The sequence below is a fragment of the Staphylococcus equorum genome, from assembly GCF_029024965.1.
Classification (GTDB): Bacteria; Bacillota; Bacilli; order Staphylococcales; family Staphylococcaceae; genus Staphylococcus; species Staphylococcus equorum.
The window spans coordinates 317179-333512 of sequence record NZ_CP118982.1; the positions used below are offsets into that span (position 1 = coordinate 317179).

Here is a 16334-nt window from a genome sequence, read left to right on the forward strand (position 1 = left end):
AGACATAAATATCCCATTCTCAAATTAAAAGCAGCAATCTATTAGTTTCTAATGGATTGCTGCTTTTCTATGTTAAAATATTCCGATTTTGAAAGCGCATGCTTGCCTGGGGTATGGGAGTGGGACAGAAATCTAATTTTTCTAATAAGATTTCGTCGTCCCACCCCGGCAAAGATGACTAGAAGTGAAACAAGCTTAATATTATACGCGCTTTCACTTCAGTCATCTACTGCCAATATAGCAATAGAGTTGAGATATTATTTGTTTTACAGACTCATACTATTCCCCTAGGCGTCAGAGCTTTATAAAATCGGTACAATTATATAAATTTATAAAAAAATTAGCCACTTTCGTATAATAAAGTTACTCTAACATAACTTTAAAACGAGGTGTCTTATGTATAAAACTTATAATATGACTCAGTTAACACTACCAATGGAAACTGAAATTTTGATTCCTAACAATGATATCGCACATGCAGTTAATCAAATTGTTGAAACAATTCTAGAAACAGAATTCTACGAATTCAATCACTATGAAGAACTCATACAAACAGAGATTTTACCTAAGCTCTTATTATATTGTTAAGGAAGTTTGAGTATATTGTAAATCCTCTATAATATTTTGAGATATTTAATTATAATAGAATTAATATATGTAAAGTGAAACTTATTTGAAATGGTCAAAGGGGGGAAGCTATGTGGAAATATAGAATAATGATGACAATGTTATTTACTGTTTTTATATTTTTTAGTGGATTATGCTTGCATGACCAAAAGCAATTAGTAGATAAAGTTTCATTTTATGCAGTTGGAGATAATTTAATTCATCCAGTAGTTTATCAGGATGCGTTACAAGTTGATGGTAATTTCGACTTTAAACCTATGTATGAATACTTAGAAAAAGATATTGAATCTGCAGATATTTCTTATATAAATCAAGAATCACCAATTGGTGGAGATGAAAAAGGATTTTCAGGCTTCAAACAATTTAATACGCCGACGGATATAGCGGATGATATCGTTGATGTGGGATTTGACATTGTTAACGGTTCGAATAACCATACGCTTGATCAAGGAACCGATGGATTGCGGAATGAGATAAATTTATGGAAACAATTTGACGATATCTTATATACTGGCGCGTTTAATTCACAAAAAGCGAGAGATCATATACCTGTTGTTGAGAGAAATGGAATCAAAGTTGCAATATTAAGTTATACATATGGCACAAATGATATTTCTCCTGAAAAACCGTATCATATCAATTATTTTGATGAAGCTCAGATTAAAGAAGATGTAGCGAAAGCTAAAACACAAAGTGATGCGGTTATTGTGTCGGCACATTGGGGAAGTGAAGGCAAACATGAACCAACGCGTAAACAGAATAAATATGCTGAAGTATTTGCAAATGCAGGCGTAGATGTTGTAATTGGGACACATCCTCACGTCATTCAACCTATAGAATGGGTAAAAGGAAAAGACAATCATAAGACGCTAATAGCTTATTCCCTGGGAAATTTTTTGAATGGGCAAAGTACAGGTGATGAAAGTAATGTATTAGGAGGTAATATTCGTTTTAATATTGAGAAATTGCCCAAGGGCGTAACGATTAAAAATGTTAAATGGCAGTCTTTAATTACGCATTATGAAATAGCCAATCCACTTGATGACAACACACGACATAGTTTTAAAATGTATCCACTTAAAAGATACGATGATAAGTTAGCAAAACGCCACGCACTAAGCTATGATGACGAAAATGATGTTACGAAAGAACGTTTAGAAACAATTACTAAAGATGTCATCGATAAACAATATTTAACTCCGGATAGTTATTAATATAGGTCTGTTAAAATATTTTAATGATTAGAGGGATCTTCCAAAAAATTGGAAATCCCTTTTTTTATGAGTAAAACTATTATTTACTTTTTAGTGTATGACTTTTTTAGCTAAATAAGTGATGTATTTGAAGAAAGCGTCATGTTCAACGTGATCTACTAGTGAAATAGGTCTACCATTCACATCGTCAATATACGTTTGTCCTTGGCTAGCTCCTTCAGTATGTACAGACACATTCACACTGTGTTGTTGAACAAGTTCAGGCATGCCAACGTAAGCTGTTGTTAATACGTCCCATAAGAAGTAAGTGGAATTCGTTTGGAAGTGTGTTAATGGTGGGACAGCAGCATAGCTTACACCTAAGAAGTCTACACCAGGATAATGACGTTCGTTTGCCCATGCTTGTCTAACATCCCATGTCATAGGTACTTGATTCGTGCTTTCTAAAGCTACCATTTCTATTTTGATATTCGTATCAAATACAATTTGCACAGCTTCGGGATCCCAAAAAGCATTCCATTCAGCTGTTCCATCATGTTCAGGTTCTTCAACGTTACCTTTATCTAAAAATGTACCCCCCATCCATACAAGGCAATCGATATTCTGAACAATAGTAGGCTCTACTGTGATAGCTTTGGCTAAATCTGTTAAGGGACCTGTAAAAAGTAAAGTGACTTTTTGGGACGGAGCTTGTAATTTAACTATAATATCTTGGTAGGCAGGTTGCTTTAATAATAAAGAGTGTTGGTTTGATGGTTCATTTAAAATAGGTAACGCATCCATAAAAAATGCGTGCATACGCCAATCTTTTGGAAAAGGATGTTTACCGCGCTCTTTTGAAGCGGCAACATGTATTGGTTGGTCAGAGAAGCGGTTAATTATTTTTTGAGATGCACTTACTGCTGGTTCGATATAACTATCTGCACCAATTGCGCTTACACCAATAAGCTCTATATCATCCATTTGTATTAATAGAAATAATGAAATGAGATCATCTACACCACCATCATGGTTAAAGTAAATTTGTTTCATAATTTGAATGCCTCCATATGTTCATTTTATGAGGCTATTATACCAAAGAAAACAATATGTAGCGTTCTGAAAAATTAATTTAAGAATGATTTTTGGGGTGTAAAAAGTATTTATATAACATAATGTGATTTAAAATAAACTGTTTTTGTTTAATTGAATTAATTTTAAAATCCATAAAGTCCAATGTTATGGGAATTATAATGAATATAGAGATTAAAGTAGGTCACTGTATCGCTTTGATATATAAGTAATTATGCATTTTAAATGTAAAATACAAGGAACATTAAATCTAAATTGTTTAAAAATTTGTACACAGGTTATGTTATGTTATATTGATAGACAAAAATTAAGGGGTGTTTTTTTTGTGAAGTTTAAAAAAGAAAAAGTTAATAGGGTAGATTCCGATCAAGCTAAAAAAAGTGTAGTTGCCACAGGTATTGGTAACGCAATTGAGTGGTTTGACTTCGGGTTATATGCGCAATTAGCGGTAGTTATAAGTGCCAATTTCTTTGGTAATTTACCGCAAGAGATGCAAATTGTATCTACATTTGCTGTATTTGCTTTTGCATTTATAGTACGACCGATTGGTGGTATCTTCTTCAGTCATATAGGGGACAAATATGGACGGAAAGTTGTATTATCATCAACAATATTACTTATGGCAGCTTCAACATTGATGCTTGGGTTACTACCAACGCAAGATCAAATCGGTATATGGGCGCCAATTCTATTACTTGTAGTACGTATGATTCAGTCATTTTCAACTGGTGGAGAGTACGCTGGTGCGATGACCTACATAGCAGAATCATCGCCAGATAAAGCACGTGGTAAGTTAGGTAGTGGATTAGAAATTGGTACACTCGCAGGTAGTATTATGGCGGCGGCCCTAGCTGGTTTGATGTATGCATTGTTAAGCGATCAACAAATGGCAGACTGGGGTTGGAGAATTCCATTTATCCTTGCTGCGCCATTAGGTATCGTAGGTATCTTCTTGCGTACAGGATTAGACGAAAGTCCTGCTTATGAATCGACATTAGAAGAACAAGAAGAATTAGAATATTCTTATTTAGATATATTTAAATATTATTGGAAAGATATCATCGTTTGTTTCGCAGGTGTCGCATTCTTAAATGTGGCTAATTACATGGTGTTATCCTTTATGCCATCGTACTTAAACTCAACCATTAACTTAGGGGGCACTATGAGTTCTATACTGAGTACGGTCACGATGTTAGTGATGATACCAGCTGTATTTTTCTTTGGTTGGTATAGTGATAAAGTTGGTAATAAGAATACAATTTTATTTGGTTTAATTGGCTTTAGTTTATTCTCTGTGCTTGCCTTCTGGCTCATGAGTATTCCAATGATACCAGTTGTTATCTTAGGATTATTTATCATCGCACTATTCATGTCAACATTTGAAGGCGTAATGCCATCGGTGTTACCAAGTATGTTCCATACAAAAGTGAGATTACGTACCTTGTCACTTGTTTATAATATTGGTGCTGCAATATTTGGTGGTTTAACACCGTTTATTTTATCAATGTTAGTACAAACGACAGGTCAAGAAATTTCACCTTCATATTATTTGATGTTTATTAACGTCATCGGACTTATCATTTTCTTAACAATGTTTAAATCAACATCAAACAAATCATTGAGAGGAAATTATCCAAACGTTGAAAATCAAGAAGAATATGAAGACGTAATTCAAAATCCTAAAGATGCACTTTGGTGGGAAGATGAAGTTAAAAAAGATTAATAAGGTGAATTATAAGAATTAAATAATTTCGAAAAGACGCAGTGCTTATTTATGAGCATTGCGTCTTTTTATATGATGAATCTTTAAAAGTGAGTTGTAATAATTTGTGCAATCGTCAATTAAGCACAATACATTGCACTTAATTAAATAATATCATCGGTATAAAAAGTATAAATATATAATTTAAAAAGATGCAAAAACTTATAAAAATTATCAAATTAATTAATTAATATTATAAGTTTTGTGATATTATAAAAGAAATAAAAGTTTATGGGAGGTTGGACGATATGTCAAAGACAGTGAAGATTGTCATAGCAGTCGTTATTGGGTTGTTACTCGTTGTTGGGATAGGCGGTGCAGCTGCTTATTATTTCATGAAAAATTCACCGAAGAACACATATTTATTAAGTGAGCAAGAAACCGCTAAGCAAATGCAAGAATACGCTAAAGACCGTTTTGAAAATGAATTTAAATTTCAAGACAAAATGAAAGATGAGTCATATTTAATTAGTTTAGATGCAAGTGCAGATGTACCAGAGAAATTACTTAAATCATCTGATATACCAAAATCTGCAGTAGATGCTTCTAAAATAGGATTTAAAATGGGACATGATCCTGAGAACGAAAAGTCAGTATTAGCATTAAACCCTACTGTAGCCGATAATGAAATTGGGGAATTTCAATGGGCAGCAGATGAGGATAATCAATACTACTCAGCACCAATTTTAGATGATGTTTACAAAGCTAAAAATGATGAACTCGTAGATGTTTATGAAAAATTAACGGGTGAAACAGTAAGTAGTTCATCAAGCAGTTCATCAAGCGATTTTTCAAGTAGCTCATCAAGTATGAACAGCAATAATTCAGCAATCACGAATGATACATTGAATTTAAATTCTCTATTATCTGGGACACAAATTTCACAAGAAAAAGTTGAAGAAATTAGTGAACGCTATAGTGAATTAATTATCGATAAACTTGATGATGATAATTTTGAAAAAGAAGACGATAAGATCGATGTTGATGGCGAAGAGAAAGATACGAATAAAGTAACAATGGATATTAGCAAAGCTGAAACGAAATCAATTTTGACAGCAGTTCTAGAAAAAGCTAAAGAAGATAAAGATATTAAAGGCATTGCAGAAGATCAATTTAATGCTGAAGAATATGATGATTCAATTGATGAGGCTTTAGAAGAAGTGAAAGATGCTGATAAAGATGAATTCCCAAGTATTAAATCTGTAATATGGGAAGATGACAATCAAATTCTTAAACGTGATTTAACATTGAAAGATAACAGCGGTGCTGAAATTAAATTAGAGGGTACAAGTCTAATCGATGATGACAAGTTAGTTATGGATTATAACGTATCTGCTGATGAGGCTAAGATTTCGCTTAAAGGTGAGTCAACAAAAGAAGATGATAAGTATGACGATAAATATACTTTAGGTTTTGATGATGGTATTAAAGAATCAGATATCAAAGTTACAAATAAAGAAACAGTGGACGGTAACAAACGTACTGATAAAGGTGATATCGAAATCAGTGCAAACTACGATGAAACTACAATTGAATATGAAAATAAATTAGAGACTGATGTGAAGAATAATTCACAAAAACAAGATCTTGACATTACTACTGAAGTTCAATATGAACCTGTTACAGTTAACATAAAAGGCGAAACTAAACTTAAAGAAGACATTAAGTTTGATAAAGCTGGTGCGAAAGATTTAAATACAATGTCTAACAGTGATTTCAGTAAATTACAAAAAGAAATTTCTGATAATGCTGAAGACATCTTGAAAGATGTTGTGAAAGATCTTGAAGATAAATAAGCATTATAAAAATTTAAACTAAAATATTAATGAAAGGAGTGGTTAAATGAGAACATTACAATTGTTTCGCATTTACCACTCCTTTTTATTGAAAAAATGGCATTTGTTTTTATATTTGGTGTTAATTATCATTGGTTTGTTTTCAGTCTTACTTGTCATACAACAATTTAACCAAGATGATTCCAAATTTAGAATTGGTGTTGTGGATCGCGATCAATCGACAGAAACTGCATTAATACTTAAATCGATGGGCAATGGCACAAACTTAGGCAAAGACATTAGTATCAAACGCTATAATAAACAAGAAGCACACCAATTGTTAAAAGCTCGGAAGTTAGAAGGATACTATGTGTTTGAAAAAGGGATGACTAAGTCATTTTATAAAAATGGTAACTTGCCTATTTCGGTTTATACATATGATAAACAATCGACTAAAAGTTTAGTCATTAATCAATTAACAGATTCAGTGTACAATCGTCTCATGTTGTCTATGGGTGGGGGACTTGCTTATACATCACTTGCAGAGGACGCTGGAAAAGAAGACACGATGCTTTTATTAACAGACTTATTGTTTACAGGGTTAAACCGTACAGGCGGTTTTGATTATCAACCTGTACAAATCTATGATACTGCGAGTTATTATGTGATAACTGGCTATTTAGCGTCTATTTTTATCTTCGCTTTATCGTTATTTTCAATTTTAAAAATGAATCAAGTAACAGCATTAAAATCTAGGTTAAGCATGTATCATTTTTCATTTGAGAAACTAACACTTATTCGAAGTTTATTTACATTATTTTATACGAGTATTTGGGCTGTAGTTGGCTTATTTTGGATGCTCAATGTATTGCCGAATGATTTTGAAAGCTACAATTGGTCTACTCTAGTAATTCAACTTATATATTATATCTTGATGCTGATAATCTGGCTGACGATTATTGATTTAATATCATTTAAATGGATGAATTATATTTTGAAAAGTATATTAAGTCTTGTGATTTTGCTGCTATCAGGCTTAATCATACCTACCATATATTTTAAGCATTTATTCAATGGTATTTTTACGACTCAACCATTTAGTTTTGTAACAAATCAAATGTTGGAAATCATATTAAATAATTACATTTTAGAAACGCCGCTTATGTTTTATATTAGCTTGCTATTATCATTTGTTGTACTAATATTTGTCATTGTCAGGAGGTATCGTAGATGATTCAACCTTACCTTTTTATCGTAGTCGTAAAACAGTGGAAACAATACGTGTTACTGACGATATTATTATTATTTACACTATTGGCAGTGTGGGGTGTGTACAAGACACTCAATCAATCATTTCAAATACCAGTTGCAGTCCAAGATCAAGAACGCTCGTCGTCATCTAAAAAATTGATTGAAGGTATAGATAATAATGAATTTGTGAAAATTGAGCATGTTCCGCTTGATGAAGCATATATTGAGGAACGCGTTACTAGAAAAGAAGCGGTAGTGAGTTTACAAATACCAGAAAATTATAGTGACAAGTTGCATAGTAATAATTTAAAAAATGCACTAACCCTATATGGCAGAGATGACTTTATAGGTGATATTACGTTAGAAATGATTAGTCGTTCGTTGTATGAACAGCAAATACCTAATATAGTGAAGTCGCATTTAGAAGATAACGGTCGAGATTATTCGTTAAATACAGTTAATAAAAAATTAAATCAAGAAACACCAGAATCAAAGATAGCGCATTATGTTATTAATCATAGTTCTAATACTTCAATATCATTAAGTATTGTCTTTGCGATTTTATTATGTGTTAGCAGTGTTCAAATTGTGTTACATCAAAGATTGAAACAAAATGGAGCACTGGCAAGGTTATTTATGTTCCGCTATAGTCGACTTAAATTGTTTGGAACATATGCTATTGCACATACCATTATATTAATGATTTTTTTAAGTCTGACAACAATCGTATTTCAACAAAATTTATCATTGATATTTTATGTGAAATCGCTATTGGTTATTTTAATTTATGAATTGGGCGTAGCTTGGCTATTATTTAAAGTAAATACATTAAGTCATAGACTATTTATGACCCTTATATATGCACTAGTGATGAGTTTAATTTATATCTTCATACAATTATAGGAGTGATGAGATGATAAAATTACAAAATATTAAAAAACAATACCGTCGTAAAAGCATCTTTGAATCGCTAGATATGACATTTGAAGATAAACAGTTAACTATTTTACTTGGTGAAAATGGGGCTGGAAAATCCACACTGCTAAGAATGATTTCAGGATTAGAGGATGCGGATCGAGGCAATATTACTTACTTTGGTGACCAAGTTGCAAAAAAGCAACTTCAAGATATGATTGGATATGTGCCTCAAGATATTGCATTATTTGAACACATGTCAGTAAATGAAAATATCAATTGCTTTAAGGCATTATGTAAAAATCCTATAACAGAGGACACAATAGACCAGTATGCATCCCAACTTCATTTAGCAGATAGAACAGTTGCTGTGTCGAAACTATCAGGTGGCACGAAAAGAAAAGTGAATGTATTAATAGGGCTTTTAAGTAATCCGCAAATATTAATATTAGATGAACCAACTGTAGGTATAGATTTGAAATCAAGATATGATATTCATAGCTTGCTCAATAAAATGAAAGCACAATGTCTGATTATATTAACGACACATCATTTAGACGAAGTAGAAGCGTTAGCAGATCGTATTAAAGTAATCGGCACAGACCCATTCTATAGAGATGTCCTGAAAGATAAGCAATGGCACTTTGATACGTATAATTAACAAAATTAAAAAGCCTATCCGTTATTGTTATAAAAAGCCTATACAGTGACGGGTATGCTTTTATTTTTATATTAATTAGTTGGATATCTTTTGAGAAATTAAAGTAAAAGCAATTTTTAAAATAACAACGTTGTTATTTTAAATTAAATCTATTATAATTAGAAGTTGTGAATTCGCTTTCATAAGTTATTAAGGGATGGGAGGACATGAAATTGTCATTTTTAAGCGAACATCTACCACTCATTTCACTCGTAATAGGGGTTGCCTTACTATTATTCTTAAATATTAAGCTCAAAATCAATAGTATTCTAGCGCTCATTTTTTCAGCAATAGTGGTTGGTTTTATAAACGGGATGAAACCTGTTGCAATATTAGAAACAATTAAAGAAGGATTAGGATCAACGTTAGGAAGTCTAGCGCTTATTATTGGATTTGGTGCAGTACTTGGTAAATTAATGGTGGATTCAGGTGCAGCACAACGTATTGCATCGACACTTATAAATAAATTTGGTGCTAAACATGTGCAGTGGGCATTAATTATTGTAGGTGCTGTATTTGGTATTTCTGTGTTTTATGAAGTGGCATTTATGATTTTAGCACCATTAGTAATTAGTATTGCAGTGGAAGCAAAAACACCATTTATGAAGTTAGCGATTACTATGGTTGCTGCCACGACACTATCGCATAGTATATTTCCACCTCAAGCAGGACCAACTGCCCTTGTAGATGCTTACAACGCAGATATGGGTATGGTTTATATATTAGGAATTATTGTCTTTATACCTAGTGTGTTCATGGCAGGTATTGTACTACCTAAGTTTATGAAAAATATGGATTATCCAGTACCTCCGTTATTAAAAAAGAACAAGGTTTTTTCAGAAAGTGAAATGCCAAGTTTTGGAATGAGTTTATTTATACCACTTATTCCTGCAATTTTAATTTCGATTTCAACAATTCTAAGTTTATTTATTACTGAGGATACATTATTACATGAAACTGTAACATTTTTAGGAAGTGCAGAAATCAGTCTTATTATTGCTATTTTAACTGCTATTGTCATCTTCGGTCTTAGAAAAGGTAAAAATATGGATGATATGATGAAGACATTTGAAAGCGGCTTGAAAGGTGTTGCAACGATTATATTCATCGTCGGTGCAGGTGGTGCATTTAAAGAAGTAATACTAGAAGCTAATGTTGGGAACTATATAGCAGATATTATGAAAGATACTAATATTTCACCACTTATCATGGCTTGGCTCATTACAGCGTTAATTCGTATTGCTACTGGACAAGGTGTAGTTTCAGCGATTACTGCAGCAGGCATTGTAGGGCCACTGATACCTACGTTTAATGTAAGTCCTGTGCTTATGGTCCTCGCTACTGCAGTAGGTAGTAATACCATTACACACGTAAATGATGCTTCATTCTGGCTATTTAAAGAATACTTTAATATTTCCATAAAGGATACCTTTAAAACATGGGGTGTCTTATTATTGACAACATCAATTACTGGATTAATTGTTGTCCTAATACTAGATTTATTTATGTAATGACCTTACTAAAAGCATAATTATATATTTGAGTAACATCATAAAAAGCAGTATCTAAATGGATTAAACACAATTCCTTGTAGATACTACTTCATTTGTGTATAAATACATTAAAAAAGTAAAATAAGGGTAAATTTGTGATTTGAAAGGCTGTAAAATGGCTACAAGTGTTGGTATCAAAAGGTTTGGAGGCAATTGCGTGTAAATTTGATATTTACTGTGAATATACTTTTAATGAATAAATGAGTAACATGGTAAAATGACACGCTATGGACTTTATCTATAGGACTGAAGGCGAATGAATTGTGCCACATCTTTATACATTAAGTATGGTTAATATGTATAAAGATACATTTATATACAGTTATTGTCGATTTAAAAGTTGGTTTGACTTGAGTTTTTATATGCGTATAATAATTCCGTATACAAGAGTTTGTATAAAAAATGCATTCAACTTGTTTTGAACGTAAAATAGATTAGCAAAAACGCAAATAAAATGGCAGCACTTTATGAATTATTTATACTTTGTAAGCGTTGCTTTCTTATTGTTAAAAAGTATCGTGAAAAATTGTATTAACGAGATTCATGCCCCGTATGATTTCATATCTAATTATTATAAATTTGATACAGCATGCTACGGCGTAGTATCTGTTTTAAATTTACTAAGCAAATCAATAAAGATAAAAGTTCAAATTTGAGCACAAACCAAAATTCTATAATAGCAAATGAAAATCTTAGATGGTGATAATTAATATTAAGCAAACTAAGTGGAAAGGAAACTTAGTTTGCCATTTTTATGAAAATAGTAGGGCGGTTACTGCCATAAAATAATTACATAACAGTTTTTTTAAAAGCCATCTGCACTAAATAATACAACCTATATACATTTAACAGAGTGTCATCACAGTATTTATAGAAATGTTAATTATATAAAAAACTCGTAAAAAGGCTTTAAGGCAATTGTTTATTTAATTATTATTTAAATTAATCTTTGACTAATTGTAAAATTACGTGTATGATTTATGGATATTAATTCAAAATTTAGAATATTTATAGAAAAGGGATGAGGGTTTCGATGAATGATTTATTTGCACTAACAGATCAATACAGTTCGAACAATTATAGCCCGCTTAAACTGGCTTTAACGAAAGGTCTCGGTGCTAAAGTTTGGGATGTTGAAGATAATAGCTACATTGATTGTATTTCAGGTTTTTCAGTCGTCAATCAAGGGCATTGTCATCCGAAAATTATAAAAGCATTTCAAGAGCAAAGTGAAAAAATAACTATGGTATCACGTGCATTATATAGCGATAATTTGGGCAAATGGGAAGAGAAAATATGTTCACTTGCCAATAAAGAAAAAGTATTACCTATGAATACAGGTACAGAAGCCATTGAAACGGCAATTAAGATCGCACGAAAATGGGGATCTGATGTTAAAGGTATAGCGGAAAACCAAGGCGAAATTATTGCAATGAATGGTAATTTCCATGGTCGTACACTAGGTGCCTTATCGTTATCGTCGCAAGAAAGTTATAAAAAAGGTTTTGGACCTTTGCTAGATAATATGCAATATATGGATTTCGGAGATATCACTCGCTTGAAATCACTCATTAACGAAAATACAACCGCAATTGTACTTGAACCAATACAAGGTGAAGGCGGCGTCAACGTACCGCCAGATTATTTCATCCAAGAAGTTCGAAACTTATGTGATGAACACAACGTTCTATTTATTGCAGATGAAATACAAGTTGGTCTTGGTAGAACAGGTAAGATGTTTGCAATGGAATGGGAAGGTGTAGAACCAGACATTTACTTATTAGGTAAGTCGCTTGGTGGCGGTCTTTATCCGATTTCAGCAGTGTTAGCTAACGATGACGTGATGAAAGTACTTACACCTGGTACACATGGTTCAACATTTGGAGGTAATCCACTTGCATGTGCAGTATCAATCGCAGCATTAGATGTGTTAATTGACGAAAACTTAATCGAACGTTCTGCTGAACAAGGACAAAAATTACTTAACCATTTACAGCTGATAGACAGCAACATCATAAAAGATGTGAGAGGCAGAGGATTATTTATCGGTATTGAATTAACTGAAGCAGCACAATCTTATTGTCAACAGATGATAGAACAAGGTGTGCTATGTAAAGAAACACAAGGGAATATTATTAGACTTGCACCACCACTTGTTATTGAAGATGAGGAAATTGATAAAGTTATAAAAGTAATAACAGAAGTTTTAGAAAAAAAGTAAAGCATAACACTTAAAAAAGTTTGAATATTCAGAAAGGAATGAACGTTATGATAGAAGTTGGGATAGTAGGAGGCAGTGGTTATGGTGCAGTGGAGTTAATTCGATTATTACAACACCATCCAAATGTAACAATTAAATATATCTTTTCACATTCTAAAGCGGATGAACCAATAAAAGATACATTTCCTCACTTAACTCATTTAACGCATCACTACGAAGCTTTAGACACTGAAACAGTTGACTGTGATGTGATGTTCTTTGCTACACCTTCAAATGTAAGTAAACATGTAGCGCCAGATTTGGTAAAGAAAAATATAAAAGTCATCGATTTATCAGGTGACTTCAGATTAACTAATAGAGATGTCTACCAACAATTTTATGGTGAAGCAGCTGCGACACAACAACAATTAAATGATGCAAACTATAGTATTGCAGAATGGTCTGAAATAGATCAAACGAATACACAACTAGTAGCTAATCCAGGTTGTTTCCCTACTGCGACATTATTAGCGTTACATCCGTTAATAGATCAAAAACTAATTCAACAAGATTCAATTATTATAGATGCCAAAACAGGCGTTTCAGGAGCTGGAAGGTCACTTGCACAACACGTGCATTACGCTGAAATGAATGAAAACTTAAGTGCTTATGCGATTGGTAAGCATAAACATAAGCCTGAAATAGAACAATATGTCTCGCATTTAGCAAATGAAGATATCAAAGTAGTATTTACCCCGCATTTAGTACCAATGACACGTGGCATACTCTCTACGATATATGTGAAATTAAACAAACAAACTACTAGCGAAGATTTACATGCAACTTTCAAGCAATATTATGATAGTAAACCATTTGTACGCATTAGAGATTTAGGTAATTATCCTAAAACTAAAGAAGTATACGGTAGTAATTATTGTGATATCGGCATGTATGTTGACGAAGAAAGTCAAACAGCAGTGATTGTTTCTGTTATTGATAACTTAGTCAAAGGTGCAAGTGGTCAAGCAATACAAAATTTAAACTTAATGTATGGATTGAACGAAGCAACAGGATTAACACAATTACCTGTATATCCGTAATATAAAAAGAAAGGTGAGATGGGATGAAAGATATTGAAACGTTAGATACACTCAATCAATTGAAGATAGATTTACAAGGGGATGTAAGTTCTCCATTAGGTTTTATAGCTGGAGGCATGCACGTTGGATTAAGAAGAAAGAAAAAAGACTTTGGATGGATATACTCTACGACAGCAGCTGCTGCAGCAGGAACTTATACACTGAATCGTTTTAAAGCAGCACCGTTAAAAGTAACTGAAGAAACGATTAAAAATAATCAATCATTACAAGCCATTGTAGTGAATTCAGCAAATGCTAATTCATGTACTGGTGAAAAAGGTATACAAGATGCCAAAGACACGCAAGCATGGGTAGCAGAGCATTTAAATTTATCCAAAGAAAGCGTGGGTGTCGCGTCTACAGGTGTTATAGGATCGTTTTTACCTATGGATAAGATACAACACGGCACACAAAACGTTTTAAAAGAACAATATAATCAAAGTGAGTTTTTCAATCAAGCTATTTTAACGACGGACACATTTACTAAACATTTATCTGTGCAAGTTGAAATTGATGGTATAACTGTAACAATTGGAGGAACAGCTAAAGGTTCGGGTATGATTCATCCGAATATGGCAACAATGCTGTCATTTATTACTACAGATGCCAAAATTGATGCGGATACGCTAGACAATTGTTTAAAACAAACGATTGATAACTCTTTTAATATGATTACAGTTGATGGAGATTCTAGTACAAATGATATGGTTCTTGGCTTGGCAAATGGACAGGCGAACCATAATAAACTCGATACGTTACATCCAGATTGGGAAAAATTTGAATATGCGTTAAATTTCGTGAGCCAGTATCTTGCTAAATCTATAGCTAAAGATGGTGAAGGAGCGACGAAATTAGTTACGGCTAAAGTTAAAGGCGCAAATGATGTTGCAGAAGCAAGAAAAATTGCTAAAAGTATTGTATCATCAAGTCTCGTTAAAACAGCAATTCATGGTGAAGATGCCAACTTTGGAAGAATCGTTACAGCGATGGGCTATGCTTCTGAAGACATAGAACCAAGTCAGACGAATGTTTCTTTATGTAATGTGCCTGTCGTTGAAGATGGCATGTCAGTTGAATTTGATGAGTTACATTTAAAAAAACAATTAGAAGCGGATAATATTTACATTGAAGCATCAGTTGGTAATGGTGAAGGCGCAGCGTCAGCATATGGTTGTGACCTTTCATATGAATATGTACGTATCAATGCTTCATATAGAACCTAAGGAGTGTGACAGATGAGTTATATTGTAATTAAAATAGGTGGCAGCACTCTGACAAATCTACACGATTCAACAATAGAAGACATTGCATTTTTAAGACAACAAGGATTTAAACCCATCATTGTACATGGCGGTGGACCTTTTATTAATGAAGCTTTGGAGCAACAAGACGTGTCTACACAATTTAAAGATGGCTTAAGAGTGACAACGCGAGAAGTACTTTCAGTAACAAGTCAGACATTAATTGGATCAGTCAATCCAAGTCTCGTTAGCAAAATTAATAAATCAGATATTCAAAGTGTTGGTATCAATGGCATAGATGCAAAATTATTTGATGTCATCCCATTAGACGATAAATATGGTTATGTCGGTGAACCTACAGATGTCGATACTTCTGTACTTGCTTCATTAACAGAACAATTTGTACCAGTCATTGCATCTATAGGTCAACATAGAAGCACAGGACAATTGTATAACATTAATGCAGATACATTAGCATATAAAATCGCACAATTTTTACAGGCTCCAATTTATCTATTAAGTGATATTCCTGGTGTCATCATTGATGAAAAAGTGCAAGCTACACTGAATGCTGAACGTATCAATCTCTATATCGATCAAGCGTCAATTTACGGCGGTATGATTCCTAAAGTTCAAGATGCGGTTCAAGCGATTGAATCAGGTTGTGAAAAAGTAGTCATTGCGGCAGGTAATGAATCACATATTATTAAAAAATTACAAAGCGGTCAAAACGTTGGTACAACCATCCAGCGTTAGTACGACCAACAATATATTTAAAAAAGGCTAACTATTTATTAACAATAAATAGTTAGCCTTTTTTAGCTTGGGAGTCACCACAACCACTGCTATTTTCAAAATACAAGTTCAACCATTCATTACAATGCTA

The 16334-nt window shown here is 32.9% G+C and carries 12 protein-coding genes and 1 pseudogene; 12 read left to right on the forward strand and 1 reads right to left on the reverse strand.

Going from position 1 to position 16334, the window contains the following annotated elements:
* Positions 1-396: 396 nt before the first annotated feature.
* Both PYW44_RS01415 and PYW44_RS01420 read left to right on the forward strand, forming a co-directional pair.
* Positions 397-579 (forward strand): annotated as a pseudogene (locus PYW44_RS01415) (IS5/IS1182 family transposase); the annotation flags it as partial.
* 119 nt (positions 580-698) lie between these two features.
* Positions 699-1841: a CapA family protein gene (locus tag PYW44_RS01420; protein WP_021338864.1), complete on the forward strand. Its 1143-nt coding sequence runs from the start codon at positions 699-701 to the stop codon at positions 1839-1841.
* A gap of 90 nt (positions 1842-1931) precedes the next feature.
* Here PYW44_RS01420 and PYW44_RS01425 read toward each other — a convergent pair whose 3' ends face one another.
* Positions 1932-2873: a nucleoside hydrolase gene (locus PYW44_RS01425; protein ID WP_115075938.1), complete on the reverse strand. Its 942-nt coding sequence runs from the start codon at positions 2871-2873 to the stop codon at positions 1932-1934.
* A 364-nt stretch (positions 2874-3237) separates the two neighbouring features.
* On the opposite strand from PYW44_RS01425, the gene PYW44_RS01430 reads away from it, so the two are divergent.
* The 10 genes from PYW44_RS01430 to argB all read left to right on the forward strand — a co-directional run bounded on the left by PYW44_RS01430 (position 3238) and on the right by argB (position 16204).
* Positions 3238-4635, forward strand: coding sequence for an MFS transporter (locus tag PYW44_RS01430; RefSeq protein WP_002506537.1), 1398 nt, complete (start codon positions 3238-3240; stop codon positions 4633-4635).
* A gap of 287 nt (positions 4636-4922) precedes the next feature.
* Positions 4923-6470 carry a DUF6583 family protein gene (locus PYW44_RS01435; RefSeq protein WP_069802635.1) on the forward strand — a complete coding sequence of 516 codons (1548 nt, stop codon included), beginning with the start codon at positions 4923-4925 and terminating at the stop codon, positions 6468-6470.
* A 46-nt stretch (positions 6471-6516) separates the two neighbouring features.
* The gene (locus PYW44_RS01440) at positions 6517-7683 is read left to right on the forward strand and encodes an ABC transporter permease (protein ID WP_002506539.1); all 1167 of its coding nucleotides are present in this window, start codon (positions 6517-6519) and stop codon (positions 7681-7683) included.
* Complete coding sequence (locus PYW44_RS01445) at positions 7680-8603, forward strand: ABC transporter permease (RefSeq protein WP_021338861.1); 924 nt, start codon at positions 7680-7682, stop codon at positions 8601-8603. The genes PYW44_RS01440 and PYW44_RS01445 overlap by 4 nt, the downstream gene beginning before the upstream one ends.
* 10 nt (positions 8604-8613) lie before the next feature.
* Positions 8614-9276: an ABC transporter ATP-binding protein gene (locus PYW44_RS01450; RefSeq protein WP_021338860.1), complete on the forward strand. Its 663-nt coding sequence runs from the start codon at positions 8614-8616 to the stop codon at positions 9274-9276.
* A gap of 212 nt (positions 9277-9488) precedes the next feature.
* The gene (locus PYW44_RS01455; protein WP_021338859.1) at positions 9489-10826 is read left to right on the forward strand and encodes a gluconate:H+ symporter; all 1338 of its coding nucleotides are present in this window, start codon (positions 9489-9491) and stop codon (positions 10824-10826) included.
* Positions 10827-11901: 1075 nt separating this feature from the next.
* A complete protein-coding gene (rocD, locus tag PYW44_RS01460) occupies positions 11902-13089 on the forward strand; it encodes an ornithine--oxo-acid transaminase (RefSeq protein WP_021338858.1) in 1188 nt (395 codons plus the stop codon).
* A gap of 47 nt (positions 13090-13136) precedes the next feature.
* Positions 13137-14168, forward strand: coding sequence for an N-acetyl-gamma-glutamyl-phosphate reductase (gene argC, locus PYW44_RS01465; protein WP_021338857.1), 1032 nt, complete (start codon positions 13137-13139; stop codon positions 14166-14168).
* A 23-nt stretch (positions 14169-14191) separates the two neighbouring features.
* Positions 14192-15430, forward strand: coding sequence for a bifunctional glutamate N-acetyltransferase/amino-acid acetyltransferase ArgJ (gene argJ, locus PYW44_RS01470; protein WP_002506545.1), 1239 nt, complete (start codon positions 14192-14194; stop codon positions 15428-15430).
* A gap of 12 nt (positions 15431-15442) precedes the next feature.
* Positions 15443-16204 (forward strand): acetylglutamate kinase, encoded by a 762-nt coding sequence (gene argB / locus PYW44_RS01475; RefSeq protein WP_046466016.1) that lies wholly within the window; start codon positions 15443-15445, stop codon positions 16202-16204.
* The last annotated feature ends 130 nt before the right edge of the window (positions 16205-16334 follow it).

Excerpts from the sequence above, each read along its gene's own strand:
- argC (WP_021338857.1), top strand. The coding sequence starts at position 13,137 with ATGATAGAAGTTGGGATAGTAGGAGGCAGTGGTTATGGTGCAGTGGAG.
- argB (WP_046466016.1), top strand. The coding sequence starts at position 15,443 with ATGAGTTATATTGTAATTAAAATAGGTGGCAGCACTCTGACAAATCTA.
- PYW44_RS01450 (WP_021338860.1), top strand. The coding sequence starts at position 8,614 with ATGATAAAATTACAAAATATTAAAAAACAATACCGTCGTAAAAGCATC.
- PYW44_RS01425 (WP_115075938.1), bottom strand. The coding sequence starts at position 2,873 with ATGAAACAAATTTACTTTAACCATGATGGTGGTGTAGATGATCTCATT.
- PYW44_RS01435 (WP_069802635.1), top strand. The coding sequence starts at position 4,923 with ATGTCAAAGACAGTGAAGATTGTCATAGCAGTCGTTATTGGGTTGTTA.
- PYW44_RS01440 (WP_002506539.1), top strand. The coding sequence starts at position 6,517 with ATGAGAACATTACAATTGTTTCGCATTTACCACTCCTTTTTATTGAAA.
- PYW44_RS01420 (WP_021338864.1), top strand. The coding sequence starts at position 699 with ATGTGGAAATATAGAATAATGATGACAATGTTATTTACTGTTTTTATA.
- rocD (WP_021338858.1), top strand. The coding sequence starts at position 11,902 with ATGAATGATTTATTTGCACTAACAGATCAATACAGTTCGAACAATTAT.
- PYW44_RS01445 (WP_021338861.1), top strand. The coding sequence starts at position 7,680 with ATGATTCAACCTTACCTTTTTATCGTAGTCGTAAAACAGTGGAAACAA.
- argJ (WP_002506545.1), top strand. The coding sequence starts at position 14,192 with ATGAAAGATATTGAAACGTTAGATACACTCAATCAATTGAAGATAGAT.